Annotated in this window: 21 protein-coding genes and 1 riboswitch; of the genes, 16 read left to right on the top strand and 5 right to left on the bottom strand. The window is 45.9% G+C overall.

The window, feature by feature from the left end:
* Window positions 1-96 precede the first annotated feature (96 nt).
* Window positions 97-2,115 (top strand): NB-ARC domain-containing protein, encoded by a 2,019-nt coding sequence (locus QUB10_RS00605; RefSeq protein WP_333198544.1) that lies wholly within the window; start codon window positions 97-99, stop codon window positions 2,113-2,115.
* 1,064 nt (window positions 2,116-3,179) lie between these two features.
* Entirely contained in the window at window positions 3,180-4,238 is a 1,059-nt protein-coding gene (psbD, locus tag QUB10_RS00600; RefSeq protein WP_333055206.1) for a photosystem II D2 protein (photosystem q(a) protein), read from the top strand.
* Window positions 4,239-4,373: 135 nt separating this feature from the next.
* On the opposite strand, the gene QUB10_RS00595 is transcribed toward psbD, so the two are convergent.
* The gene (locus tag QUB10_RS00595; protein ID WP_333198542.1) at window positions 4,374-4,646 is read right to left on the bottom strand and encodes a hypothetical protein; all 273 of its coding nucleotides are present in this window, start codon (window positions 4,644-4,646) and stop codon (window positions 4,374-4,376) included.
* 493 nt (window positions 4,647-5,139) lie between these two features.
* Here QUB10_RS00595 and QUB10_RS00590 point away from each other — a divergent pair, with 493 nt between their 5' ends.
* The 7 genes from QUB10_RS00590 (at window position 5,140) to QUB10_RS00560 (ending at window position 12,804) form a co-directional block, all read left to right on the top strand.
* Window positions 5,140-5,421 carry a 4a-hydroxytetrahydrobiopterin dehydratase gene (locus QUB10_RS00590; RefSeq protein WP_333198540.1) on the top strand — a complete coding sequence of 94 codons (282 nt, stop codon included), beginning with the start codon at window positions 5,140-5,142 and terminating at the stop codon, window positions 5,419-5,421.
* Window positions 5,422-5,562: 141 nt separating this feature from the next.
* Window positions 5,563-7,215, top strand: coding sequence for an HD domain-containing phosphohydrolase (locus tag QUB10_RS00585; protein ID WP_333198538.1), 1,653 nt, complete (start codon window positions 5,563-5,565; stop codon window positions 7,213-7,215).
* Window positions 7,216-7,507: 292 nt separating this feature from the next.
* Window positions 7,508-9,706 carry an iron uptake porin gene (locus QUB10_RS00580; RefSeq protein WP_333198536.1) on the top strand — a complete coding sequence of 733 codons (2,199 nt, stop codon included), beginning with the start codon at window positions 7,508-7,510 and terminating at the stop codon, window positions 9,704-9,706.
* Window positions 9,707-10,104: 398 nt separating this feature from the next.
* The gene (locus QUB10_RS00575; RefSeq protein ID WP_242716025.1) at window positions 10,105-10,545 is read left to right on the top strand and encodes an Rrf2 family transcriptional regulator; all 441 of its coding nucleotides are present in this window, start codon (window positions 10,105-10,107) and stop codon (window positions 10,543-10,545) included.
* 58 nt (window positions 10,546-10,603) lie between these two features.
* Complete coding sequence (gene cysK, locus QUB10_RS00570; RefSeq protein WP_333198534.1) at window positions 10,604-11,566, top strand: cysteine synthase A; 963 nt, start codon at window positions 10,604-10,606, stop codon at window positions 11,564-11,566.
* Window positions 11,567-11,647: 81 nt separating this feature from the next.
* Window positions 11,648-11,803 (top strand): hypothetical protein, encoded by a 156-nt coding sequence (locus QUB10_RS00565; protein WP_333198532.1) that lies wholly within the window; start codon window positions 11,648-11,650, stop codon window positions 11,801-11,803.
* 320 nt (window positions 11,804-12,123) lie between these two features.
* Entirely contained in the window at window positions 12,124-12,804 is a 681-nt protein-coding gene (locus QUB10_RS00560; protein WP_333198530.1) for a DnaJ domain-containing protein, read from the top strand.
* Between the two features lie 254 nt (window positions 12,805-13,058).
* On the opposite strand, the gene QUB10_RS00555 is transcribed toward QUB10_RS00560, so the two are convergent.
* Window positions 13,059-14,558, bottom strand: coding sequence for a cyclic nucleotide-binding domain-containing protein (locus QUB10_RS00555; RefSeq protein WP_333198528.1), 1,500 nt, complete (start codon window positions 14,556-14,558; stop codon window positions 13,059-13,061).
* Between the two features lie 108 nt (window positions 14,559-14,666).
* On the opposite strand from QUB10_RS00555, the gene QUB10_RS00550 reads away from it, so the two are divergent.
* The 7 genes from QUB10_RS00550 (at window position 14,667) to QUB10_RS00520 (ending at window position 22,714) form a co-directional block, all read left to right on the top strand.
* Window positions 14,667-14,900, top strand: coding sequence for a hypothetical protein (locus QUB10_RS00550; RefSeq protein ID WP_333198526.1), 234 nt, complete (start codon window positions 14,667-14,669; stop codon window positions 14,898-14,900).
* Between the two features lie 99 nt (window positions 14,901-14,999).
* Window positions 15,000-15,872: a 6-carboxytetrahydropterin synthase gene (locus QUB10_RS00545; RefSeq protein WP_333198524.1), complete on the top strand. Its 873-nt coding sequence runs from the start codon at window positions 15,000-15,002 to the stop codon at window positions 15,870-15,872.
* A gap of 204 nt (window positions 15,873-16,076) precedes the next feature.
* Window positions 16,077-18,353 (top strand): tetratricopeptide repeat protein, encoded by a 2,277-nt coding sequence (locus tag QUB10_RS00540; RefSeq protein WP_333198522.1) that lies wholly within the window; start codon window positions 16,077-16,079, stop codon window positions 18,351-18,353.
* A gap of 319 nt (window positions 18,354-18,672) precedes the next feature.
* Complete coding sequence (locus QUB10_RS00535; RefSeq protein ID WP_333198520.1) at window positions 18,673-19,233, top strand: Uma2 family endonuclease; 561 nt, start codon at window positions 18,673-18,675, stop codon at window positions 19,231-19,233.
* A 245-nt stretch (window positions 19,234-19,478) separates the two neighbouring features.
* The gene (locus QUB10_RS00530) at window positions 19,479-20,297 is read left to right on the top strand and encodes a Uma2 family endonuclease (protein WP_333198518.1); all 819 of its coding nucleotides are present in this window, start codon (window positions 19,479-19,481) and stop codon (window positions 20,295-20,297) included.
* A 187-nt stretch (window positions 20,298-20,484) separates the two neighbouring features.
* Window positions 20,485-20,581: riboswitch (TPP riboswitch) on the top strand.
* A gap of 7 nt (window positions 20,582-20,588) precedes the next feature.
* The gene (gene thiC, locus QUB10_RS00525; protein ID WP_333102218.1) at window positions 20,589-21,962 is read left to right on the top strand and encodes a phosphomethylpyrimidine synthase ThiC; all 1,374 of its coding nucleotides are present in this window, start codon (window positions 20,589-20,591) and stop codon (window positions 21,960-21,962) included.
* Window positions 21,963-22,120: 158 nt separating this feature from the next.
* Window positions 22,121-22,714, top strand: a complete 594-nt coding sequence (locus tag QUB10_RS00520; protein WP_333198516.1) for a Uma2 family endonuclease — start codon at window positions 22,121-22,123, stop codon at window positions 22,712-22,714.
* Between the two features lie 227 nt (window positions 22,715-22,941).
* On the opposite strand, the gene QUB10_RS00515 is transcribed toward QUB10_RS00520, so the two are convergent.
* From QUB10_RS00515 to pyrE, 3 genes are all read right to left on the bottom strand, one after another.
* Complete coding sequence (locus QUB10_RS00515) at window positions 22,942-23,424, bottom strand: hypothetical protein (RefSeq protein ID WP_333198515.1); 483 nt, start codon at window positions 23,422-23,424, stop codon at window positions 22,942-22,944.
* Window positions 23,425-23,742: 318 nt separating this feature from the next.
* Complete coding sequence (gene dcm / locus QUB10_RS00510; RefSeq protein WP_333198512.1) at window positions 23,743-25,029, bottom strand: DNA (cytosine-5-)-methyltransferase; 1,287 nt, start codon at window positions 25,027-25,029, stop codon at window positions 23,743-23,745.
* Window positions 25,030-25,249: 220 nt separating this feature from the next.
* Complete coding sequence (gene pyrE / locus QUB10_RS00505) at window positions 25,250-25,828, bottom strand: orotate phosphoribosyltransferase (RefSeq protein WP_333198510.1); 579 nt, start codon at window positions 25,826-25,828, stop codon at window positions 25,250-25,252.
* Window positions 25,829-26,156: the final 328 nt, after the last annotated feature.

The raw sequence follows: 26,156 nt of genomic DNA, 5'->3' as shown, positions 1-26,156 counted from the left end.
AGATTTGATAAACAAAGTAAAAAAAAGTAACAATAGTCAGAAAAAGTGATAGTCTATAAGAGTAATTACTTAGTCACTGTTTTACAGTCACAGCTAATGACTCTCGAAGAAGCCTTAGCAATTTTAGACACCCTACTCAAACCAGGCCACTTAAACGACGTTCAAGACCTAGTATTCCGCCAATCTTGGCAAGGACAGTCTTATCAAAACATGGCGGATACATCAGGATACGATGCCGACTACTTAAAAGATATCGGTTCCCAATTATGGCGAACAATTTCTTTGGCATTGGGAACTCAAGTCACAAAACGCAATATTCACTCAATCCTTGAATCATGTACACGCCCCTCTCCAGATAAAACACCGAAAACCACATCACCAAATTTGCCCGATTGTTGGGCTAATTGTCACCTTTGGGAAGCTTTGGGCTTAAAACGTTATCCAGAGGAACAAGCGATCGCCTTCCTAAATCCTTCCCTAATAACAAAAACCCACCACAATTTATCAGAGGCGATCGACGTTTCTATTTTCTACGGGCGTAGCCAAGAATTAGCTACCCTTAAACATTGGATTTTAGAAGATCGTTGCCGCTTAATTACCCTGATCGGTATGGGCGGGATTGGCAAAACTGCTTTATCGGTAAAGTTAGCAGAAAAAATTCAAAGTCACTTTGAATTTGTCATCTGGAAAAGCCTGCGAGATAGTTCACCTTTACCAGAAGAATTAGCTAAACTTCTCCAATTTTTATCAAAGGATCAAAATCCCGATTTACCCCAGGTTGTAGGCGAACGCATCTCTCTTCTTATCAAGTATTTACAGCAGCATCGGTGTCTGATTATCCTTGATGATTTAGACTTCCTTTTCCAGAGTGGTAGCTATGCAGGCACTTACCGCGACGGATTCTCTAACTACAGCCAACTTCTGAGACAAATTGCTGAAACCAATCACCAAAGTTGCGTGCTAATTGTCAGCCGAGAAAAACCGAGAGAAATTGCATCTTTAACCGGATCAACTTTACCCGTCCGATTCTTGCAACTGCAAGGTTTAGCACCAGTCGCAGCCAAGGAAATCCTCAAACTTAAGTCTTTAATAGGAACCCCTGCTGAAGAAGCGGAACTAATAAAATGCTACCAAGGTAATCCTATAGCTTTAAAAATAGCAGCGAGTTCCATACAAGATTTATTTTCGGGAAATATTCGAGATTTCTTTGAACAAGAAGAAACTATTTTTAATGGCATTCGCCTTTGGTTAGATGAACAATTTAATCGCTTATCTCCGATAGAGAAACAAATTATTTACTGGTTAGCCATTAACCGAGAACCAGTTTTGCCTACAGAACTTCTAAATGATATCGTCCCGCCAGTTTTCCAGGCAGAATTATTAGAAAGCTTAGAATCTCTCCAGTGGCGCTCTCTCATTGAAAAAGCCGCAATTCAAGTCCCGGAAAAAAGTATTTTTGGCTTCACTCAGCAGCCATTAATCCGAGATTATATCACAGAAAAAATAATTGAGCAACTCTACCAAGAAATTACTATAGAAGAGTGCAATAGTTCTACATTTTCTTGTTCCTTGTTTCCTTTTCTTCAAAACTATGCTCTGATTAAAGCTACAGCCGAAGAGTCGGTCAGAAAAAATCAAATTAGCGCCATTGTTACGCCTTTAATTTCCCGACTCCTAGTTACGTACAACACCACCGAAAACTTAGCCGAAAAACTCAATTACATTTTAATCAAATTAGCAGAGCAGGGTCTAGCACCCGGATATGGGGCTGGTAATATCTTCAATTTATTATGTCAACTTCAACTCGATTTAACGGGCGCTGATTTTTCTGATATCACTATTTGGCAAGCAGATATGAGGGGTGTTAATCTGTCCCAAGTAAACTTTTCTGGATCTAATGTGGCCAAATCGGTTTTTAGTAAACCCATAGAAAATAGTCATAATTTAGTTAGAGATGACCGCGAACAAACGATTGAATTTTCAACGGTTGAAATGCAGAAGTATGGCAAAACTCTCTCCCCTTCAAGAATTTATGAAGGCATGAATATCAAGGGCGTTACAGGTTTAACTCAAGGGCAAAAATCCTTGCTAAAAGCTTTAGGTGCTGTCGAGTAAGCTGCCCAATTAAGCTGTTCGGCATTTAAAGGACTTGCGTAAGGTGCGTCAGCATCTAAGGTTTTCCGTTTCAGCGTAAGGGTTCGCTTCTGACGCACCCTACTAGCCTCGTTACTGGTTTAAATGCTCCACAGCTTATTTAAGTTGGCAACTAAAACGTCCAGATGTTCCGATGTTTATCGTTTAGTTGGTGGGTAATGCTGTGGGGCTAGACTACCCTAAAGCGCTTGTGACAGTTCCTAAGTCTTGCGGGCTCGTAACCGTTTGTGATAAACCTAGTTAAATTTATAGGATTTAACCTAAAATGATTACAGGTAAAGCCACCGCAAACGCCAAATCGTAAAACGCCCAATCGTAAGCAGTTCTTTACCGAATATGACAGCCAAGACAACATTTTTGTTGAATCATTGAGGCGGATTTTGATTGACAAAAGTAATTCCCCACTAGGTTGAGGGAATAGGGGGCTTGCCGTTTAGCCTCTGGGTGCTAAATTCACTCAAAATGTCGATCGCTAGCAATCTCTAGTTTTTAACCAGCGGTTTCTCAATCATTTTCATGCTCAGCAATTGCCCTGAGCTCAGAAACCCGGATTCTCTCATACTTGATTGAGAGAGAAACCCGCTTGCTCAATCATTTTCCGGCTTTGAGCGATCGGCCGAACGCTCAGAAACCCGGATTCTCTCATACTCGATTGAGAGAGAAACCCGGTTGCTCAATCATTTTCCGGCTTTGAGCGATCGGCCGATCGCTCAGAAACCCGGATTCTCTCATACTTGATTGAGAGAGAAACCCGGTTGCTCAATCATTTTCCGGCTTTGAGCAATTGCCCTGAGCTCCGAAACCCAGTTGATCTATTGCCTTGCCCGTCAGAACTACCAACTTACTCAAAACTTAAAATTCGCTCTTGCTATTGTAAAGATTTCCCTTTATAATCATCATCAGCGGTAAAGAAACGTAAATTATATTCACAATCCACTCATTTTATGCTACAGCAGAGCTATGAGGTGAGAAGTTGTGACTAGAACAACGTCCGTTGTAATTATATCCATTTGGAGATTTGCGTAATGACAATCGCAGTCGGACGCGCCCAGACCGAAAGAGGCATATTTGATGTCCTCGACGACTGGCTCAAACGCGATCGCTTCGTCTTCGTAGGCTGGTCTGGCATCCTGCTATTCCCCTGCGCCTACCTAGCCATCGGTGGCTGGTTAACAGGCACCACCTTCGTCACATCTTGGTACACCCACGGTTTGGCAAGCTCCTACCTCGAAGGAGCCAACTTCCTCACCGTAGCAGTCTCCACCCCAGCCAACAGCCTCGGACACTCCCTGCTGTTCCTGTGGGGCCCCGAAGCACAGTGGGACTTCACCCGCTGGTTCCAACTCGGTGGGCTGTGGACATTTGTCGCCCTCCACGGCGCCTTCGCACTGATCGGCTTTTGCCTGCGTCAGATTGAAATCGCCCGTTTGGTAGGCATCCGTCCCTACAACGCCCTAGCATTCACCGGCCCCATCGCCGTGTTTGTTTCGGTGTTCCTGCTTTACCCCTTGGGTCAATCAGGCTGGTTCTTCGCCCCCAGTTTCGGCGTCGCAGCAATTTTCCGCTTTTTGTTATTCCTGCAAGGCTTCCACAACTGGACGCTCAACCCCTTCCACATGATGGGCGTTGCAGGCATCTTGGGCGGTGCGCTGTTGTGCGCCATCCACGGTGCAACCGTAGAAAACACCTTGTTTGAAGACGGCGAAGGCTCAAACACCTTCCGCGCCTTCAACCCAACTCAGTCAGAAGAAACCTACTCGATGGTTACAGCCAACCGTTTTTGGTCGCAAATCTTCGGAATTGCCTTCTCCAACAAGCGCTGGTTGCACTTCTTCATGCTGTTCGTACCTGTCACAGGCTTGTGGATGAGCTCCATTGGCATTGTCGGTTTGGCATTAAACCTGCGCGCCTATGACTTCGTATCACAAGAATTACGCGCTGCTGAAGATCCTGAGTTTGAAACGTTCTACACTAAGAACATTCTGCTTAACGAAGGCATTCGTGCTTGGATGGCTCCGACAGACCAACCCCACGAAAACTTCATCTTCCCTGAAGAAGTTCTGCCTCGCGGTAACGCTCTGTAATCAGCGCGAAATATCAAAATTTCCAACCTTTTAAAAGGGTAAGATAAAGCAGTTTAGGCTTTACCCTTAATCCTTAAAAAGCTCCCGCCACCAGGCAGGAGCTTTTTGTTTGCAGGATTCGATCGCATTAGCGCCCTAAAAAAAGTTGATTTTGTACAAAAACAAACTCTGCCTGTAGCTAGAACAACCTGTGTCTTGATATCGGGTGAACTCTGCTATCTGGCAAGAAATCGATCGACCTTTCCCAGCCCCCAGAGTGGCCATGCACCTGATAACCGCACAGCCCGGATTCTGAAGAAAATATGGGCAAATGGCTAAAACTACGATCGCCCGCTTGCTGTAGAGATCGAACAAAGAGCTTGCAGCAGCAGTAATTTCACCCAATCTTACAAAAATCTCAATTTGCATCCCCCACTTCTAATTCCTTGTGTTATTCTAATAATTGTGAATACTAGAACGATACTCAGAACGCAAGTTCTTCTGGTAACGCTGGCAATGGCTAGCGCACAAATCATCACCTTAAATCTTGTATTTAGGTGATGTGCGTTCCAATATAAAGCCATTTAGCTAAACCTGGAGGTGATGCCCATGATAGAAAGTAGTAAACGCATGGGTCATCAGATTGGAAACTACCGGCTGTGCGCCGGGGCCGCTCACTAGCAGTCAGCCGTCGTCTCCAACGGGAAACGACTTCCACGGGGAACCAGGCTGAGCTAGGGATTCTCCCGGCAGTCAGGTTCTAATCTGAAGACCCGCTAGACCGCTCTCACCTCAAATAGTGTTAAATCTTGAGTATTAAAACTTGAGGCTCAACACTATTGGTGAGAGCGGATAGTTTTTGGTCAGGTTTTCTACAGGTGGGCAGTTAATCTGCCATTGCTAATTCCAAAGAAAAAAAATTATGGCTGACCTAATTAACAATACTGAAATTCAAGAGCGCGCCAGTCAATTGTCAGGCTGGACGGTTGAAGGCAAGCAACTCCGCTGTACCCGTTTATTTAAAGATTTTATCGAAGCGATCGCCTTTGTGAATAAGTTGGTCGCCCCCTCAGAAGCCGCAGCACATCACCCCGACATAGAAATTTCCTATAACAAAGTTACACTTAACTTGACAACTCATGATGCCGGAGGCTTAACTGAGAAAGACTTTGCGCTAGCCCAAGAGATTTCTACGCTAGATTAAAAGAGTGTCCGTTGGCGCAACAACAGGCCCCGCTGGCGGAAAGCTGGCCAATAAAAAATCGACTGGGGGTGAGAATCGGGTGCTAAAAAGTCGAGAGGCCAAACGTTCAATGTATAAAAGGCTATTCCCCATCATCCGACCATGATCGTATTTGAAAAGCCAGAGTTCAAGAACGAGTCTGCTGCGGCAGAAAAAACCCATCTGATAGAAAAGCTTTTAGATATTGGCGCTGCTCTGTCGAGCGCCCAAGATTTGGGCGACTTGTTAAACTTAATTTTATCCAAAAGTAGAGAAATTACCTACAGCGATGCTGGCAGTGTTTACTTAGTAGATCACAGCGACGAAAAATCTAAGCTGCTGTTCAAGGTAGCCCAAAACGCTTCTAAACCCAGCCTGTCGTTTAAAGAGTTTGCCCTGCCACTGACAGACAAAAGCTTGGCGGGATACGTGGCAATTACCGGTCAAAGTTTGAACCTGTCTGATGCCTACGACTTACCCCCCGGCGTACCCTACCGGCTAGATACCAGTTTTGACAGGGATATTAATTACCGCACTTGCTCGGTAATGGTACTGCCGATGCAAAACCGACAGGGGGAGACAATAGGTGTACTGCAACTGATCAACCGCAAAACAAAGGCAGATACGGTGCTGACAGCAGACAATGCCTGGGAAGCGACGCAGCAGTATTCGGAGTGGGAAGAAAGGATAGTTCGCTCGCTCGCTTCTCAAGCAGCAATCTCGATCGAGCGCAATCAACTCCAAGACAGCATAGAACATTTGTTCGAGGGCTTCGTCAAAGCCTCGGTGCAAGTCATAGAAGCCAGAGACCCCTGTACCTACGGCCATTCAGAACGAGTAGCAGCCCTGACAGTACGCCTTTCAGAAGAAGTAAACAGCGTCAGCAGCGGAGGACTGCGCTCTATTTACTTTAACAACCGCCAAATTCAAGAACTTCGCTACGCCGCCCTGCTGCACGATTTTGGCAAAATAGGAGTGCCCGAAGCAGTTTTGACCAAACAGAAAAAGCTCTACCCCGCACAGCTAGAAATCATTCGCCACCGCTTTGGCTTAGCTCAACGGACGATGGAAATGGAATGCGTCCAGTCTAAATATAAATACTTGCTGGAGCATTCGGCTTACCGAAAACACCCAAGCCAGGAGAAAGAGTGCGCTCAATGCCAGGAAATCGAACAGCTAGACACTAAGCTAGCAGAGGCGAAAACCCGATTAGCAGAATACTGGGAAGTGCTGCTAGAGGCAAACGAGCCTCACATTTTGGCAGCAGAACCCCTAGCTCAACTGCGAGAGATTGCTCGACAAACTTACAGAGATATAGATGGGGCAAAGAAACCTCTGCTGAACCCAGACGAGATCTTGCAATTGATGGTGTCGAGGGGCAACCTGACGCCGGAAGAACGATCGTCAATAGAATTTCACGTAACTCACACTTACGAGTTTCTGAAACAAATTCCTTGGACAAAAGATTTAAAAAATGTTCCAGACATTGCCTACGGACATCACGAAAAACTCGATGGCACAGGCTATCCGCGAGGTTTAAACAAGTCAGAAATTCCAATTCAAGCACAATTGATGACGATCGCCGATATTTACGACGCCCTGACAGCAGGCGATCGCCCCTACAAGCGAGCTCTGCGAACAGAGGCAGCGATGAAAATTTTGCGGCAAGAAGCAGCTCACAATAAAATAAACGCGGATTTGTTAGAACTGTTCGATAACCGCCAAGTCTTTAGCGTTCTCGGACACAGCTTGGATGTTAAAGTCGAATCAGCCTAGACGAGTCGGGCGTGCTGTGCTAAAAAGTAAATAGGCGATCGGGCGCTATCTAGTGTCATCCGTCAAATCAATCCACAGCCCAAGCCGGGTCTGGTTTTGACGCCTTTGAGTACAGGTTAAAAAACAGGCTCTCTGCAGCCGTCAGTCACATCTATATACTCGGTCAGCCCGAAAGAATCAAAAGAAAAAGTGAATTTTAGGTCTTTTTTTAGAGTATGCTAGTTGAGCAACGACTGACCACATAGAAGACTAGAAAAGTTTCTCTGTAATCGGTGTGAGGATGAGAGTGAATATGTCGAAATTTTTGTGGAGTTACTTACTAATCAGCCCAGCAGTCTTAGGAGCTACCCTAGTAGTTTCTTCGAGCGCGATGGCAGCAGACGCTCAGCAGGCTGCTGATGCGCTCAATCCCGCTGTCGCCAAAGCTGAAACCGCTGAAACCTCCGAAGCGAAAGTAAATGCTTTAGCTGCTGTTTCCGAAACAACTGCAGCCTCCGAGCCAGTAGAAGAAATTTCCCAAGCCGCTGGCAGCGAAACCCAGGCAGCGATGGCAGATTTGGCCACGCCTGCAACTGAAAGTGCGATCGTCGGAGCCAACACAGCCCCTGCTGAGGTAGAACCCCAAGCAGCATCACAACCGACAAGTGAATCTTTAGCCGCAGTTGAGCCAACAGTCGCTCAACCAGTAGAAAATTCTGCCCCGGCAGCCCAACTAGAAATTCCAGCCCCGGCAGCTACCGCTCTCCCAGAGCAAATCGGTGCAGTTCAATTAGAAACTCCAGCCCCGGCAGTGGCAGAGTCGGCCCAACAAAGTTTGCCACAACCGGCTGAATCTTTAGCCCAAACTGCCGCACCACAAGAGCAAAACCCAGCCGCCACATTAGAACAGCTCAACCAGTACAGCAGCGAAGGTGCTGCCGGTGGCGAAACTCAAGGTCAAGTTACCTCTGTTTCCCAACTTTCAGACGTGCGGCCCACAGACTGGGCCTTCCAAGCACTGCAATCCCTAGTCGAGCGCTACGGCTGTATTGCCGGTTATCCCGACGGAACTTTCCGCGGCAACCGAGCAATGACCCGCTACGAATTCGCAGCCGGTTTAAATGCTTGCTTAGACAAGGTGAGCGAGCTAATTAGAGGCGGCACGGGCAACTTCGCTACGAGAGATGACTTGGCAGCCCTCCAACGGCTCCAAGAAGAATTTGCAGCGGAACTGGCAACCCTGCGCGGTCGCGTCGATGCTCTGGAAGCTCGGACATCCGAACTCGAAGCCAACCAATTCTCCACCACTACCAAGCTGACTGGGGAAGCTATTTTCGCCCTCAGCGACGACTTTAGTAGCGACGTTAGCGTTTTTGGCAGAGACGGCGAAAGAATCGGCAGCAACAATAACGAAGCTGTCTTCCAACAGCGGGTGCGTCTCAATTTAAATACGAGCTTCACCGGCCGAGACTTGCTGCTGACCAGGCTTCAAGTCGGCAACGGTCAAAGATTTAACCTTGGGGCTACAAGCGAAGGCACTCAAACTTGGAATTTTGTCGGCAGAACCGACAACGTTGTTGCCCTCGACACCTTGCTGTACAAGTTCCCAGTCGGTCAGCGACTGAACGTTAGCCTGATAGCCAACGCTGGCGTTTGGGACGACATTATGCCGACTGTCAACCCTTATTTTGAAGACTTTGACGGCGGTAACGGGTCATTGAGCACCTTTGGACAGCGGAACCCGATTTATCGTTTGGGCGGTGGCGCAGGTATCGGCTTTGACTATGCCTTCGGTGGCAGGGGCTTGCTGGGCGGCGTGTTCGGCCCGACTTCTCTGTCGTTCGGTTATTTGGCGTCAAATGCAGCCAGTCCGGCTAGGGGTGCAGGCTTGACGAACGGCGACTACGCGGCGATGGGTCAGTTGACTTTTACCCCCGGACGCAACTTGCAAGTTGCATTCAACTACAACCACGGTTACTTTAGCAGAGGTAACTTTGGGTTTGACAATGCTTTATCGAATGGGCCAGGCAGTCTCGGCGGTTTCACAGGTACCGGCGTGGCTAATTCTCTCAACGGTTTGAGCGAGGGCTTTGAGGGCTTCAATGCTCGCAAAGTTGTCAGCAACTCCTACGGTGCTCAGGCTTCGTTGCGACTGAGCCCGAGATTTATCCTTGGTGGCTGGGCTGGTTTAACCAATGCCCGCATTCTCGGCATCGGCGATGCGAGAATCTGGAACTACGCTGTTACCTTGGCTTTGCCCGATTTAGGGAAAGAAGGCAACTTGCTAGGGTTCGTGGTAGGTCGTGAGCCTTACTTGGATAAACTTGAAGCTGCAAGCAGTTTGCGGAGCTTCCGCAACGATGATTCCTATCACGTCGAAGGGTTCTACAAGTTTCAGCTCTCTGACAACATTTCTGTTACTCCGGGCGTGATTTGGGTGACAAATCCTAATCAAGATGACCGTAATGATGACATCATCATTGGTACTCTGAGAACTACTTTCACGTTCTAAGAGCGGGTTAGAGGAGGCAGGGAGGTTATAACATAACCTCTCTGCTGGCCACTCTAAAGGCCAAGTTTAGCCCTGCCTAGCGCAGGGCTTTTTTGTTTGCGGCAGGAAGGGGGCGCCAAGAATATATTAAAAATTAAAAATTATCAGTCATAGAGGCAGACAACCAGTTTCTTGAGGTAAGACAGTAGTGGAAGGGGAGGGAGTTGAAACGAGAAACTGGGTTTGTTGGGTTCAGATTGCCGATCGTTCCAACGATGAAGTGATGAAAGTCGATTAAGTTCAGTGGAAAACCGGGGTATAATAAAAGGTAAAGTTAGGAGTTAGAATTTGGAACTCAACATTGAGGAGAATTTTAAAATCTGACTTCGGAGTCGATAATTCTGGTATTGGAAGCAATTATGGTAGAACTCTCCTGTAAAAGCGAATACGCAATCTTAGCTTTGCTGGAGCTTGCCGATTGCTACGAAGAAGGCGAGCCTCTGCAAATTCGCCAGATAGCGGCTCAGCAAAATATTCCCGATCGATATTTGGAACAGTTGCTGGCTACCATGAGACGCTGCGGGCTGATTCGCAGCCAGCGAGGAGCTAAGGGAGGTTATATCTTGGCCAGGGAACCCTGGAAAATTACACTCCTAGAAATTATCAACTGCCTCGAAGGCTCAGAGTTCGATCGATCTGAAAAAGACTCGCCTGCTCAAACTGTAGAAAGTGCGGTGATTTGGGAAGTTTGGCAAGAAGCTCGATCGATTGCCAACTCAGTGTTGCAAAAATACACGCTACAGGATCTGTGCGAAAAGCGCAATGGCAGACGGCAGCTCGATATCATGTATTACATCTAGTTAAAATATTACCAACTAGGAATTAAGATTTACTTTCAACCACAAACTGACAAAGATTATGCGTATTGCTGGCGACATTACAGAATTGGTAGGGCGGACGCCCCTGGTGCAACTCAACCGCATTCCCCAAGCCGAAGGCTGCGTGGCTCGGATTGTGGTAAAACTCGAAGGCATGAATCCGGCAGCATCGGTGAAAGACCGCATCGGTGTCAATATGGTCAATCAAGCAGAGGCCGAAGGGCTGATTAGTCCAGGCAAAACGGTTTTAGTGGAACCGACTTCTGGCAATACCGGAATTGCTCTGGCAATGGTGGCCGCGGCTAAGGGCTACCAGTTGATTTTGACCATGCCGGATACGATGAGCACCGAACGCCGATCGATGCTGCGAGCTTACGGAGCTCAACTAGAACTGACTCCCGGAATTGAGGGCATGAGTGGCTGCATCCGCCGCGCTCAAGAGATTGTGGACAAAACTCCCAATGCGTATATGTTGCAGCAGTTTCGGAATCCAGCAAACCCCCAGGTTCACCGTTCGACAACGGCTGAGGAAATTTGGGAAGATACAGACGGCGAGGTGGATTTCCTGATTGCAGGAGTCGGCACTGGCGGTACGATTACGGGTGTGGCAGAGGTGATTAAGTCCCGGAAACCCGAGTTTAAGGCGATCGCCGTTGAGCCGGCTAATAGTCAGATACTGTCGGGCGGAAAGCCAGGGCCTCACAAAATTCAAGGTATCGGCGCTGGTTTTGTGCCGCCGGTGCTGAATGTGGATTCGATCGACGAAATTATAGTTGTTACCGATGACGAGGCGATCGCCTATGGCCGTCGCTTGGCCAGAGAAGAAGGACTTTTGTCCGGTATTTCCAGCGGTGCGGCACTATGTGCGGCGGTGAAAGTCGGCAAGCGTCCCGAAAATGCAGGGAAATTGATTGTGATGATTCAGCCTAGCTTCGGCGAACGCTATTTGAGCACTCCCTTGTTCCAAGATCCAGAACTCAATTTGGCGATGGCCCTCAACTAGGCTAGCCTCCGGCCCAAGTCGCAGAAACACAGGGCAGGGCGTAGACTGTACGCTCTGCTTGGCTTTTTAGTAGATTAAAGAATGGCGATAGATTGTAGCTTTCTCGATCGCGATCGATATCGTTTCCGGTTGCATCGGAATGATTTAACCGCAGAGGGCGCAGAGAACGCAGAGGGAGAGAATACAGAGAGGAATAATTCCGATGCTACCGGATTTGATATGATGCCGAATTTCTGAAGGAGCTTTTTTTTGAACTAACCGCTTTCGGCGTGTTAGCGAAGCGGGCGCTGAGCGCTTTTGTGGCGAAGGAAGAGCAAAGAAAAGAAGGGCTAACAGTTGGCGGGAGCAGCGCTATAGGAGTCCTCAATCTCGATCGGCTTACCACTTCCAAAGCCTCAATGTTTTTCTAAAATAGATTTATGATAAGTTGAAAACTGAGGTTTTTTACTGGCAATTATTGACATTTATATCAGATAAAAACTTAAAATATTAGCAAAAAATGATATTTTTGTCAAGCACTTTCTCACAGATAATCCAGATTTCAAGGAAATAACAGCGTGTCTTCCGTTACCAATCACTACAAAACCCTAAAGATTAGCCCAACCGCAACACAAGCCGAGATTAAACAAGCATACCGCCGTTTAGTCAAATTATTTCATCCAGACAGCCGCAGCGACACAGCGGGTCACGAAGAGATTGTCCGCCTCAATGCAGCCTATGAAATATTAGGAGACGCCCAGCACAGACAATCTTACGATCGCCAATTTTCCGAGCAAACCAAACAGCAATCACCAGTCGCACCAAACGTCAGCCGCCAGCAAACACAAACAGCAAGGGACGCGGATGAACTAATGGAACAGTGGCTGATTAAAGTATACAAACCAGTCAATAGAATGCTTACCAGCATCTTGAAGCCACTTAAAAAAGAAATAGACGAATTGTCAGCAGATCCGTTTGATGACGAACTGATAGAAAAGTTTCAACTTTATATCGAAACCAGCCGCGAGTTTCTCAAAAAAGCTCATAACTTTTTTACATCGATGCCCAATCCATCTAATGTAGCCGGAGTTGCGGCCCATCTCTACTACTGCATCAATCAAGTCGGAGACGGAATAGAAGAATTGCAGCTATTTACGCTCAATTATGACGATCGCCACTTGCACACCGGTCAAGAACTGTTTAGAATTGCCGCTAGACTGCGGCGGGAAGCGCAGGACGAATTAAAAATTAAAAGTTAAAAAAAGCAGATTGTTCCGGGAGCCTCTCAATGAAAGCAGGCAAGCTAGAAATTGGAGTTAGGAGCCAGGAGCCAGGAGCCAGGAGGAAAGAGCAAGAAGGAAGAAGGAAGGAGCCAGAAGAAGTGTTTTTACAAATATGAGATGCTCCCATTGTTCCCTCTTCCCTCTTCCTTATTCCGACGGACATCCGTTACATCCGTTACATCCGTTACATCCGTTACAGAATCCGCTGCCGAACTTCCCTCTTCCTTTTTTCAAATTCCAAAAAGAACTTGAATTCGCTTGCGAATTTTAATAAAAGGAGTTTGTCCCAGAGAGTCGCCATCCAACAATCCCAAATCTCTCAAAGCTTGCTGGCGTTCCGACAATTTTTGAGCAATCTGATCAGCTAAATTAGGTTGTTCTCTTAAAAGTTTTTGTAAATCGTGACGTTCCACCACAAACAAAATAGCATCTTCGCTAGTTTTAACAGTCGCCGTTCTCGGAGTACCCAACAGCAAAGATATTTCCCCAAAAAACTCGCCCTCATGAAGAGTAGCAATATACTGACCGGCTTTTTGAGAAAGAACTTCTACAGTACCCGAAAGAATAATATAAAAAGAGTCGCCAGGGTCATTTTCCTTACATACCACCTGTCCCGCTGGAAACAGTTGTCGGTAGCCGTATTCAATTAACTGTCGCAGTTCTAAATCCGTACACTGTTCAAAATAAGTTACTCGCCGCAACAAATCTCGGAGCGTCCAATTATTCGGCGATTTAGGCCCTGACTTTTTATGGTCATAAACGGTGGAATTAGATTTGAGTTCTGCTGAATGTGTGGCATTCTGCGGAAAAAAATTTCCGTTAGAATTATCGTCTTTGTTATTGTGAAAAAATTGAGTTAACTCTTGCGGGTTTCGCAGCCACAAATCCCGCTGGGGAAAGGGAATTTCGATATTTCGGTGGCGAAATTCGTAATCTATTAAAAAATTCACTGCACTTTTAATGGCATCGCTTTCCTGTGGCTGGTCAATCCAAACTAAAAGTTCAAAATTTAAAGCGTTATCTCCAAAACCGCAAAACCATACTTTAGGAGAAGGATGGGACAAGACATTCGATTCCATCCGCGCCGCAATTAACAGCGCTTCCGTAACTATTACTGGGTCAGAGCCGTAAGCAACGCCGACGGGGATGTGGATGCGGCATCTGGGGTCTTTGTAACTCCAGTTAATAATGTTAGTTTCGACAAACTTAATGTTGGGTATGATTACAAATAGACCGTCAATTGTTTTAATTATTGTAGAACGGATCGAAATTGTTTCTACTGTTCCTAATAACTTGTCTATTTCAATAAAGTCTCCTACTCTAATTTGGTGTTCAAATAGCAGGGTGAGGCCGCTGATAAAGTTGCTGGCTAGATTTTGCAAGCCGAAGCCGAAACCAATGCCGACAACGCCCGCTAAAACCGTGAGAGAACTGAGGTTGATGCCGGCACCTTGCAGGACGAATATACAGCCAAGCGTTGCTAAAATATAGCTAATGATGGTGGAAATTGCTTCTCGACTGCCGCGATCCAATCCCATCCGAACTAGCAGGCTGCGCTTGATTCCTTCACTGATGAAACGAGCTATAATGAAGGCAAATATAGCTAAAACTATCAGTTTGACGATCGCACTGATGGACAGATGAGTGTCCCCGATATAGAATAGCGGGGTTGTCATCGCACCCGAAAAATGTTCAAAAAAGCGATCGGCTCGTGCAGTAATCGAATTCATTAATATTGGGTAATGGGTAATTGGTGATTAGTTTTGAGCGCAACTGAACGGCCAACGGCTAACTATTGCAGAGCTTAGGCGAAAAACTCCAACTGTGGAGTGTCCTGTGTGGCAAAAAGGTCGATTCCCTACCGCAACGGGCCCGCTTCGCGAACCGGATATATCCGCACGCGCGTACTTTCTCAAATGCTCGTAACTGATGAGTTAGCAAATGATGGCGAAAAACTATTTTGTAGCGGTATTTTCGGCCGGATATCTGTGTTGTGGTGTAAAATGGGCCGGGCGGCTCGATCGATCGGCGACTTGTTGCCAATATCTGGAAAATTGGTAGAAATTCATTGACAGCACCCTCAAATTCTTGAAAAATTCCAGCAAAAATTAGTTTATCCTTAAGAAGCGAGTCCTTTACAGAACTTAACAAGCTTACCCTACTTGACTTTTATGCAGTGCATCATCAATCGTCGGGCACAGTTTTCGGCGAGTCACCGGTACTGGCTGCCGGAGTTAAGCGAAGCCGAGAACTTTGAGCGGTTTGGCCCAACTGCCCGCGCACCGGGACACGGACACAATTACGTCCTTTACGTTTCCATGATAGGAGAACTCGACGAGTACGGCATGGTGCTCAACTTGTCTGATGTCAAACACGTCATCAAGCGGGAAGTTACCAAGGATCTCGATTTTTCCTTTCTCAACGAAGCGTGGCCGGAATTTGAGCAGACTCTGCCAACTACCGAAAACATAGCACGGCAAATTTGGCTGCGGCTAGCCCCTCATTTACCTCTGAGCAAAATTCAATTGTTTGAACATCCCGAACTTTGGGCTGAATATTTAGGAAACGGAATGGAAGCTTATCTAACTTTGTCCACTCATTTTAGCGCCGCCCATCGGTTGGCTCGTCCCGATTTGAGCTTTGAAGAAAACTCGGAAGTTTACGGCAAATGTGCTCGTCCCAACGGTCACGGTCACAATTATCATTTAGAGGTGACTGTTAAAGGGGAAATTGATGCGCGGACTGGCATGATTGCTGATTTGGGAGCTTTGCAAAAAGCTATTGACGATTATGTTGTTGAACCGTTCGATCACACTTTTTTAAATAAGGATATTGCTTATTTTGAGAACGTTGTGCCGACTGCAGAGAATATTGCAGTTCGGATCGGGCAATTGTTGCGATCGCCCGTTCAGGAATTGGGCGCCCAGTTGCACAAAATTAAGCTGATTGAAAGTCCGAATAATAGCTGTGAAATTTTCGGCGCTGATTTAGAGGAAGTGGCGGCTGAACGTCAGCAGCCGGAAGCGATTTTAGCTAAGGTTTAGAGCTGAAAATCGGGTCGGGTTCACCCGGATATTGGGCTAATTGTGCAGATTGGTAAACCCGCCCCGATGATTTCGAGGGTTATTCAACCGGATTAGGCGCGAGAATATATTTTTGGACAAAAGTTCCACAGCCAGAATTATTGACACTTTTCCTGAAAAGTCAGGCGGCGCGCGTATTTGGGAGATAGTAAGTCAGCATTCCTCATGTCAGCTATTCTAACTGCTGAGACTATGAGGTCGATCGCCCGATCGCTGACAACCAAGCACCAATTTCTCCTAAATGAGTTGACGTTTATGCGCGTCTCAAATGTAGCTCTCTTGACTCTGGCTGCCCTCGCATCCCACAATTTAACTGCTAATACTAGCGCCAATCCTGCTGCACATCCTATTTCTCCTGAGACACCGCAGGCTAGCAACTTTGTTGATGCGGTAAATAATACTGAATCGCGTCGGGCGGAGTCAATTAGCGAGCCTGAGACGATCGCCTACGAACAATTTTCCCCAAATACTACCGTATCCCGTCGGGCGGAGTCAATTAGCGAGCCTGAGACGATCGCTCACGAACAATTTTTCCCAAATACTACCGTATCTCGTCGGGCTGAGCCAATTAGCGAGCCTGAGACGATCGCCCACGAACAATTTTCCCCGCGAATTGCTGTAAAATCGCCGACAGGTTTACTGGTAGCGGCCGCTCAGCCGGATTTATCTGCTAGTGCAAAAACCAAGGCGAATCCTCCGGCTGCATCCGGCGATGAAATAACAAAATCTTTACAAGAAACCTGGCTAGCTAAATTAATCGAAACCGGGGTTGAAAGCAATCCTCAAGTTCGGGAGGTTTTCGCTTTTATCTCCCCGTCTAGTGGCAGTTCTGAATCTGGATATGGTTTTAATAGTACCATAACTCTGCTCAATATTTTACTAATTCTTGGTACTGTATTTCCACCAGTCACAATTGCCTTTTTTTGGATGATGCGACGGCTGATAATCAAACAGTTGGTGGCTGATGCCAATAAACGATTGCAGGGCATTGGTGTATTGGAATCCGAGCTCAGAAATTCTAGCCAACTGACTCAAAAGTTGAAGGATGAATTAGAAGCGCAAATGGGTGCAGCTAAACAATCCCTTGATTTTTTAACTAGAGAAACTGAACTTTCCAAATCTTCCGTCGAGCAAATTGAGACTCTCAAATCTCAATTTATCATGCACCTGCAAGTTTTGCTGAAAGAAGTTGACGAGAAAAAATCTCAAATAGTTCAAGAAATTTCCCAAGTTCCCGCAGTTGTTGCCAAAGAAGCTCTCAAAATCTCCCCTCAACCGGCCTTAAACAATTCCCAAAATTCGCAAACTGCACCTGCTAGCAACGAAAATTTGATTGCTGACGATTATATCAAGCAAGCCGAAGGGCTTTATTTTCAAGGCAATTATGATGAAGCATTAGTTTGCTTGGAAAAAGCTGTTTTAGCGAATAAATTTTTGCATGAGGCTTGGTATTGGCGCGGAAATGTGTTAGTAAAATTGCAGCGCCTGGAAGAAGCACTCGCCTGTTACGACCAAGCAATATTAATTAAACCGGATAACTACGAAGCATGGTATAATAAAGCGAGTTTGCTGGGCAAATTGCAGAAGTACGAAGAGGCGATCGCCTGTTACGAGCGAGCAAGTTTGAGCGAATCTCGAAAATACGGTTGTTGGCACAGTATAGCGGCTTTGTTGGGTCAATTGCAGCATTACGAAGAAGCGATCGCCAGTTACGATCGCGCCCTCGCTATCAAAGCAACCGACAGCGAAATTTGGCACAACCGAGGCGCGATGCTGGGCAAAATACAGCAGTACGCAGCAGCAGTCGAATCTTACGATCGCGCTCTTGAACTCAATCCCAACAGATACGAAACTTGGTACAATCGAGGCAATATGCTGTGGAGACTACTCCGCTACAGTGATGCTATTGATTCTTACGATCGGGCGATCGGCATCCGGCTCGACAAATACGAAGTTTGGTACAATAGAGCCGCTGTGCTCGGAAAATTGCAGCGATATCAAGAATCGATCGAATCCTACGACAAAGCAATAGCCCTTAAACCGCAGGATTTTGAAGTGTGGCACAACCGAGGCGTAGCTTTCGACAAACTGTCGCAGCACGAAGCAGCAATTGGCTCTTACGAATCAGCAATTACCCTTAATTCCGAGTGTTACCAAGCTTGGTTTGGTAAAGGCGAATCTTTGGCAAAATTGCAGCGCAATGAAGAAGCGATCGCAGCTTATGAGAAAGCAATTGCTATTAAGCCGGACTCCTACGATGCTTGGCACCACTTGGGTACCGCTTTGTCAGAATTAAAGCGCTATGAGGAAGCAATGGCAGCTTACGATCGAGCTATTGCCATCAAACCCGAAAATGCCGAAGCTTGGCGCGATCGAGGTGCAATTGTATCAGAATTAAAACAGGATACAGACAAAATTGATTCGGGTGAAAAAGAGACTTAAATAGTCCTGGACGCACGGGTGGTCAGAAACCGGGTTTTTTGCGAAAATACTGCATCCCGACCTTTAAAACTGGTAAAAACCCGGTTTCTTTGGTATTTATGCGTCTACGACTATTAAATTCAGTCCCAATCCGGTTGTTCAAAATTTATAGGTGCATCCCTACCGTTGTTGACGAGTATTTAACCAGACTTAATAGCGGGGATTTAAATGCTTTTTGTCTAAGGATTCTTATCTAAATTTTTCCTCTTTTTTCCGCTCTGTTTGGGGCGTTTTTTTTTATGGTAAATTTAGGTAAGCTGCAAACAAGGAGAATAGTTATATGTCTGTTCAGCTTCAAAAACGGTTATTTACAGTAAAAGAATATCATTTGATGACTGAGGCGGGTATTCTCTCGGAGGGCGATCGGGTGGAATTGATAGAAGGAGAGATTGTTAAAATGGCTGCAATTGGAACTCGTCATGCAAGTTGTGTGCGACGACTGATCCGCAGTTTTAGCGTGATTCCACAAAATCTTGCTATTTTGGGTGTCCAAGACCCTATCCAGTTGACGGAGTACACTGAACCTCAACCGGATGTTGTATTGCTGCAACCTCGTGCTGATTACTACGCCACAGCCCATCCAGTACCGTCTGAAGTTTTGCTGTTAGTTGAGGTTTCAGATAGTACGGTTGATTATGACAGAGATGTGAAAGTATCCATTTACGCGCGATCGCTCATTCAGGAAGTTTGGCTGGTAGATTTAGTTAAAAATTGTTTGGAAGTCTACCGTCAGCCAGGCCCAAACGGTTATAGTTTAATGCTCAAGTTTTGGCGCGGTCAACAAGTTGCGCCGCTGGCTTTTCCTGAATTTGAAGTGAGCGTTGATTTTATATTGGGTTAGGCTAATTTTTTATATTTAGGACTCACGCATCAAGGGTTAGAAACCGGGTTTTTTACCAAAATTTAAGGCAGTAATCCGGTATTTTCTTAAAAAACCCGGTTTCTTGGGTCGCAGTGCGTCCAGGACTAATATTATTAAACTTTACTGATTTACCTAACAATTGTAACTCGCGAAATTTGGCTTCTTCCTTCTTCCTGCTTCCTTCTACTATAATAAGTTTAATTCCTCAAATCAGCGCAAGTTTTATGACTATTGCCAAATCATTTGAATTGGAAGTCAGCCATCTCCCCGATCACACTGAATTACCAGAGTCGGACGGTACTTTTGTGAAAAACTTTCAAGAACTTCCTCAAAGCATTATTCTCACTGATTCACTCCGACCAATTTTGCAACAACTTCACCCTGACGGACGCTATCGCATCGGTCAAGATTGTGGGATTTATTGGCGTTTAACTGACCCACTCGAACGCGGTGCCGAAGCGCCCGATTGGTTTTATGTGCCGAATGTTCCCCCACTATTAAATGGTGAGGTGCGACGTTCTTATGTGTTGTGGAAAGAATACGTTGCACCGCTGATTGTTTTGGAATTTGTGTCGGGGAACGGTGCCCAAGAGCGAGATAGAACGCCGCCACCAGAACCCGGTCAAGCCGAAGAACAAAATGTGGGGAAATTTTGGGTTTACGAACAGGCGATTCGCGTGCCTTACTACGGCATTTATGAAGTGAAAAAAGCGGCTGTAGAAATGTATCATTTAGAAGACAATCGCTATCAGCGCATGAGTGTAAATGAGCGCGGTCGCTATCCGATTCCTCAGCTTGGAGTTGAGTTGGGAATTTGGCAAGGTGAATATGATGAGATGAATTTACCTTGGTTGCGTTGGTGGGATAGTGAAGGGAATTTGCTGTTAATTGGAGAGGAACGTGCCCGAGAAGAACGCCTGCGGGCGCAACGAGAAAGTTTGCGCGCACAACAAGAAAGCCTTCGCGCGGAGGAAGAAAAACAACGCGCCGATCGCCTAGCAGCAAAATTGCGCGAAATGGGGATTAATCCTGATGAGGTGTGATTGTTTTTAGGTTGTTAAATGGGGTGCGATTGCCTTCGGGATAGCTGCGCTGGCGTGTACTTTTTAAACAGCAGAAATATCAGAAGCCCCAAAAGGGCGATCGCACTTTCGATCTCCTCACCCCATTGTTTATATTAAGATTTCCTTAATTGCCTTCATCTGGTACAGGCATCAGTGCTACTATTAACAGCTTAGCTAGGGGTGCCCGAATATCCGGGCTGAGAAAACACCCTTAGAACCTGAGTCTGGGTAATACCAGCGGAGGGAAGCTGTTTATCAAGGAAATTAAATATGCGTACCGAATGGATCGCTAAGCGTCAGGGCCAGAGCAATGTATCTCAAATGCACTACGCCCGTCAAGGTGTAATTACTGAGGAAATGCACTTTGTTGCTAAGCGAGAAAATCTCCCGCCAGAACTTATCCGCGCGGAAGTAGCGCGGGGACGGATGATTATTCCGGCTAACATCAATCACCCGAATTTGGAACCGATGGCGATCGGTATTGCGTCTAAATGCAAAGTCAATGCTAATATCGGTGCATCTCCCAACTCTTCCAATATGGAAGAAGAAGTTGACAAGCTTAAACTAGCAGTGAAATACGGCGCTGATACCGTGATGGACTTGTCCACCGGTGGCGGCAACTTGGATGAAATCCGCACTACAATTATCAAAGCTTCACCAGTGCCGATCGGTACTGTACCAATTTACCAAGCTTTAGAAAGCGTTCATGGTAATATGGAAAGTCTGACGCCGAATGACTTTCTTCACATCATTGACAAACACGCTCAACAAGGTGTTGATTACCAAACAATTCACGCCGGAATTTTGATCGAGCATTTGCCGTTGGTAAAAAATCGCCTGACTGGGATTGTCTCTCGCGGCGGCGGCATTTTGGCGCGGTGGATGCTGCATCACCACAAACAAAATCCTCTCTACACTCACTTTAACGACATCATTGAAATCTTCAAAAAATATGATGTTTCGTTTAGTTTGGGAGATTCTCTGCGCCCCGGTTGCACTCACGATGCTTCTGACGATGCTCAATTAGCTGAACTCAAAACTTTGGGACAATTAACTCGCAAAGCTTGGGAACATGATGTGCAGGTAATGGTGGAAGGCCCAGGCCACGTTCCGATGGATCAAATTGAGTTTAATGTCAAGAAACAAATGGAGGAATGTTCGGAAGCACCCTTCTATGTTTTGGGGCCGTTGGTGACAGATATTGCGCCTGGATACGACCACATTACCTCAGCAATTGGGGCGGCGATGGCTGGTTGGTACGGTACTGCAATGCTGTGTTACGTGACGCCGAAGGAACACTTAGGATTGCCGAATGCTGAGGATGTCCGAAACGGGCTGATTGCTTACAAAATCGCGGCTCACGCTGCAGATATTGCACGGGGCCGTCCGGGTGCGCGCGATCGCGATGACGAACTCTCGAAAGCACGTTACAATTTCGATTGGAACCGTCAATTTGAGCTGTCATTAGATCCAGAACGCGCCAAGGAATATCACGACGAAACTTTGCCGGCGGATATCTACAAAACTGCTGAATTCTGTTCGATGTGCGGGCCTAAGTTCTGTCCGATGCAGACTAAGGTTGATGCCGATGCTTTGACAGAATTAGAGAAGTTTTTGGCTAAGGAACCTGTAGCCCAAAGCTAATTGGATTAATTCGTAGGGTGCCGATAGCGCACCTTACTTAATCCTCAAGCTGTTTCGTTTCTTGTGGGGCGGGCATCCTGCCCGCTCAAAATTAGCGTGCTGATGGCGCACCTTACTTAAGGTTATATTAAAAGGAGTTTCCGAAAAGGAGAATTGCGATGTCCGTTCAACTTCAAAAACGCCTTTTTACGGTGAAAGAATATCATTTAATGGGTGAGACAGGGATTCTTTCTGAAGCTGAGCGCGTCGAACTCATTGAAGGAGAAATTATTCAAATGGCTGCTATTGGAACTCGTCACGCAACTGCTGTGAGACGACTTAACCGACTTTTTCACCGATTACCAGAAGATAGAGTTATTGTTGATGTCCAAAACCCTGTTTTGTTAAGCGAACGTACTGAACCGCAACCTGATGTAGTATTGCTCCAATTTCGCGATGATGATTACGAGACAGCACATCCAGTTCCCTCAGAAGTGTTACTTTTGGTAGAAGTCGCTGACAGTACAGTGGATAATGACAGAAATATCAAAATTCCTATTTATGCCCGATCGCTCATTCAAGAGGTTTGGCTGGTTAATTTACTTGAAAACTGCTTGGAAGTTTACCGCCAGCCAACACCAAACGGTTATAGTTTAATACTAAACTTGTACCCTGGTCAAGAGGTGGCACCGATCGCATTTCCTGATTTTACAGTCAGTGTGGACTGGATATTCGGTGCGGGCGATCGCACTTCCTCAACCGCAGAACAATAAATTTGCTGCTTGATGCTGATTAAACTGCATTTTTCAAAGCCAATTGCTTTGCAGAGGATAAGCACTTCTGGATTACTTCTAGACCAACAGATTCAACCACATTAATACTTACCAAGATATTTATTACCATGCTCTGCCTGGTAACGAGAAATTTTCAATTTGTAGGGTGCGTTAACGCCGTGTAACGCACCGCCAGCCTCATGCACCATTTTAGCTAGGTAAAAGATTTACCTGGAGATGTTAGCTCGCGCTGTATCTTTGCACGTTGAAAGAATGCGGCGATCGTTTGAGCTAATTGTGCGGATAGAATGCAGATTTGTTAGCTGAGTATTGACTTCAATTGTTTGAACTTTTCCGGCTGAGATTGCCTTCCCGTACAGTGTATTTCCCTCAATTTTACCAGTGAAGCACGCAAAGTCCGATCGCGGCGCGTAGATTGCACCAACGACGCGATCGTTCTGGCGTTGAAACACAATATAGTTTTGAAGAACTTGGTTGGGCTGTGGCGAATCTCCGTACAGGTAAATACCATCTGGCAAAGCAGCAACATTAGTCTTAGATGGATTTTGTTGTGCTTGAAGCGGTTGTTGCTGAATGCCAACACCAATTAGTGTCAGAGGACAAATAAAGGCTGTTGCCAGTAGTTTCCATTTCCTTTTAATAGATGCAGGTAAAATCATTACTGCTTCTCCGTGCGCGTCATCTAACATTTTAAAACAATCTTCTCTAGTTAATATCTCACTCAGGTTATAATTTCCCTCTGCTAAAATCAGTCGATTGGTAGAGATTCTGAACCTGAAAGCTTGCGCTTGTTTAGCACCGAAAAGTTTATTTTCCTTTGTGGTCCCAGTACCTGAGCTGATTTTGATAAAATTAGAGCGAGCAGAGTTTATATTTCCCTTCAATAAAACACCGATCTAAGGTTGATGCCGATGCTTTGGCGGAATTAGAGAAGTTTTTGGCTAAGGAACCTGTAGCGCAAAGCTAGTTGATATGGTGGGCGGAAATACTCGGCTCACCCTTCCAATTCACCAGGCGCTAACTTTTTGTTTGGTAGAGCACAAAACATTCTGGATAACTTCTAGAGCAACAGCTTTAACTACATTAATACTTACACTATTACCCAGTTGATGATAAGCTTTATCATCATTAGGATGCAGAATAAAACTATCGGCAAAACCTTGTAACCGCGCCGCCTCGCGGGGAGTAATCCTGCGGACTCGGTTATGAGAGTAAACTCCTAATCTATTAGCATCACTGGCAACAATTGTTACAGAAATTTTCTGCGGATCGAGAAATTTATAGACTTCAAAGGAAAAGTTACCGGATACAGGTTTGTATTGATTGTTGTTCCGTTGCAGGTATTTTTTTGTTACCAAGGAATCTAGCATTTCATCGAGATTGGGATGAGCAAAAAAAGTAGCTATTTGCTCTTTAGTTAATAGCTTGCCATCTTGGTCAGCTCCAAATTCTTTATTGCGCCTTTTCAAGATAAAAAGATTCATTAATTCAATTTCGTCTAAACTGCACTCGCCTCGCAAACCCAGTTCCCAAGAATGAATCGAATTGCCACCGCGATAGTCAATTAGCCGCCTACCGTGCAGTCGGCTGAAATCATTGTTAACTATTTGTTTCAAGGCATTAACAAATTCTGGCGAACAATCATATTTTGGATCTGGATTGTCTTCCAAAATATCGGCAACTCTAACAGGTTGACTTAACGGGGAAAATAACGATAGCTGTTGATGACTAGAGGAATGCGAATCTTTTGGGCCTACGTCGGTAATTAGCTTAAATTGGGGCGAAGCATTTAAAATTCCTACTAGGTAAACTCGGACACGGTTCTGAGGTAAGCTAAAGTTAGAGCTGTTGAGCAAAAAATAATCGAAGCTGTAACCTCGGCTTTTGATTTCGCCCTTAATAGTTTCGAGGGTTCTGCCGCCGTCGTGGCTGACAAGCCCCCGCACGTTCTCGAAAATAAATGCTTGAGGTTTAAAGGTATCAATTAACCTTGCAATCTCAAAAAATAGGGTGCCTCTGGTGTCTCCAAATCCCTCTTTTTTGCCAGCATAGGAGAAAGACTGACAAGGAAATCCCGCTAGTAAAATTTCATGGTCAGGGAGTTTGTCAATTAGTCGGATGTCGCCTAAAGGTGTGTCCGCAAAGTTTTTCTGGTAAACTAATTGAGCGTCGGGATTGATTTCGCTGCTTAATACGCATTCAGTTTTTAGATTCAAGGAATGAGCGGCGGATTCCAAGGCTAATCTCATGCCGCCTATTCCTGAGAATAAGTCAATAAAACGGATGGTTTTCATAGCCTTAAACTCGCTGGTTAAGATTGATATCTTGCACCATTGTTAACATGAGCCAGAGCGAAAATATCTGCGTTATCAGGTAGAACCTGGTAACGAGGGGAATCGCACAAACTGCTATTTTTTGCTACTAAGCTGTTACGCATCTAAATTGTATTTTTGGGCGGGCGGGACGCCCAACCCCTACTCCCCACAAGAATTTGCTCGAATTTGATTGTCAAATTTAGATGCGCCTCAGCTTAATCCATTCTTTAAGATCCTTAATCGTAAAAATGGCTTTAAAATCCAATCCTGCCTCGCGATATAATTCCCCTCCACCTTGCTCCCTGTCAATCAGAGACAAAATACGATCGACCTTATAACCCGCACCGCGCAACCGTTCCACCGCCTGCATCGCTGACTTACCCGTCGTCACCACATCCTCCAAAACCGCCACATTCGTGCCCTCTGGCAACAGTGGCCCCTCAATATACGCCATTGTCCCGTGTCCCTTCGTCTCCTTTCTGACAATTAAAGCTGGTATAGGTCGATCGCCCAAAGCCGAAACCACACTCACAGCAGTTACAATCGGGTCAGCACCCAAAGTCAAACCGCCCACAGCTTGGACATCCGACGACAACATCGACAACAGCAAACGTCCCGTTGCCAAAGCACCTTCAGCGTGCAGCGTCACCGGTTTACAGTTAATGTAATAAGAACTTTTCTGCCCCGAAGACAGCACAAAATCGCCTTCACGATAAGCAAACTCGCACAACAAATCTAGAAGTCGATCGCGCAACACCTTTAAATCCGCAGCATCCATAACTCACACCCTATAAAAAACACAAATAATCCGCCGATAATCAGTTTATCAAAAAATTGGGTTGAAAATCCCGTCTTTCGCTTGACCGAAGGCATCCAGGATAAAAGCCCCCGGATTCATTCCAACGCGCCAACTCAGGACCCAGAAATAAAAAACCTGTCTCCGATGAAACTTGCCGAACGTATTTATCCGTGGGGTCAATGCTTCAATTCTAAAATCTAAAATCTAAAATCTAAAATCGCTTGACGGCTTTTTGATAGAATACACATGGTTGTAATTCCCAAGGTGGGCGGTTGTGAAGCGGCTTTTAGTCGGCACCCTCGAACCT

Source organism: Microcoleus sp. B5-D4 (assembly GCF_036705145.1).
Lineage (GTDB): Bacteria > Cyanobacteriota > Cyanobacteriia > Cyanobacteriales > Microcoleaceae > Microcoleus.
Note: the sequence above shows the minus strand (reverse complement) of the source record. Positions and strands in the feature narration are given on the sequence as shown.

Bases quoted from the DNA above. Each gene is read 5' to 3' on its own strand.
- cysK (WP_333198534.1), top strand. From the start codon at position 10,604: ATGCGTATTGCTGGCGACATTACAGAATTGGTAGGGCGGACGCCCCTG.
- QUB10_RS00585 (WP_333198538.1), top strand. From the start codon at position 5,563: ATGATCGTATTTGAAAAGCCAGAGTTCAAGAACGAGTCTGCTGCGGCA.
- QUB10_RS00540 (WP_333198522.1), top strand. From the start codon at position 16,077: ATGTCAGCTATTCTAACTGCTGAGACTATGAGGTCGATCGCCCGATCG.
- QUB10_RS00595 (WP_333198542.1), bottom strand. From the start codon at position 4,646: ATGCAAATTGAGATTTTTGTAAGATTGGGTGAAATTACTGCTGCTGCA.
- QUB10_RS00520 (WP_333198516.1), top strand. From the start codon at position 22,121: ATGTCCGTTCAACTTCAAAAACGCCTTTTTACGGTGAAAGAATATCAT.
- thiC (WP_333102218.1), top strand. From the start codon at position 20,589: ATGCGTACCGAATGGATCGCTAAGCGTCAGGGCCAGAGCAATGTATCT.
- QUB10_RS00515 (WP_333198515.1), bottom strand. From the start codon at position 23,424: ATGTTAGATGACGCGCACGGAGAAGCAGTAATGATTTTACCTGCATCT.
- QUB10_RS00530 (WP_333198518.1), top strand. From the start codon at position 19,479: ATGACTATTGCCAAATCATTTGAATTGGAAGTCAGCCATCTCCCCGAT.
- QUB10_RS00580 (WP_333198536.1), top strand. From the start codon at position 7,508: ATGTCGAAATTTTTGTGGAGTTACTTACTAATCAGCCCAGCAGTCTTA.
- dcm (WP_333198512.1), bottom strand. From the start codon at position 25,029: ATGAAAACCATCCGTTTTATTGACTTATTCTCAGGAATAGGCGGCATG.
- QUB10_RS00575 (WP_242716025.1), top strand. From the start codon at position 10,105: ATGGTAGAACTCTCCTGTAAAAGCGAATACGCAATCTTAGCTTTGCTG.
- QUB10_RS00535 (WP_333198520.1), top strand. From the start codon at position 18,673: ATGTCTGTTCAGCTTCAAAAACGGTTATTTACAGTAAAAGAATATCAT.
- QUB10_RS00590 (WP_333198540.1), top strand. From the start codon at position 5,140: ATGGCTGACCTAATTAACAATACTGAAATTCAAGAGCGCGCCAGTCAA.
- QUB10_RS00605 (WP_333198544.1), top strand. From the start codon at position 97: ATGACTCTCGAAGAAGCCTTAGCAATTTTAGACACCCTACTCAAACCA.
- QUB10_RS00545 (WP_333198524.1), top strand. From the start codon at position 15,000: ATGCAGTGCATCATCAATCGTCGGGCACAGTTTTCGGCGAGTCACCGG.
- pyrE (WP_333198510.1), bottom strand. From the start codon at position 25,828: ATGGATGCTGCGGATTTAAAGGTGTTGCGCGATCGACTTCTAGATTTG.
- QUB10_RS00565 (WP_333198532.1), top strand. From the start codon at position 11,648: ATGGCGATAGATTGTAGCTTTCTCGATCGCGATCGATATCGTTTCCGG.
- QUB10_RS00555 (WP_333198528.1), bottom strand. From the start codon at position 14,558: ATGAATTCGATTACTGCACGAGCCGATCGCTTTTTTGAACATTTTTCG.
- psbD (WP_333055206.1), top strand. From the start codon at position 3,180: ATGACAATCGCAGTCGGACGCGCCCAGACCGAAAGAGGCATATTTGAT.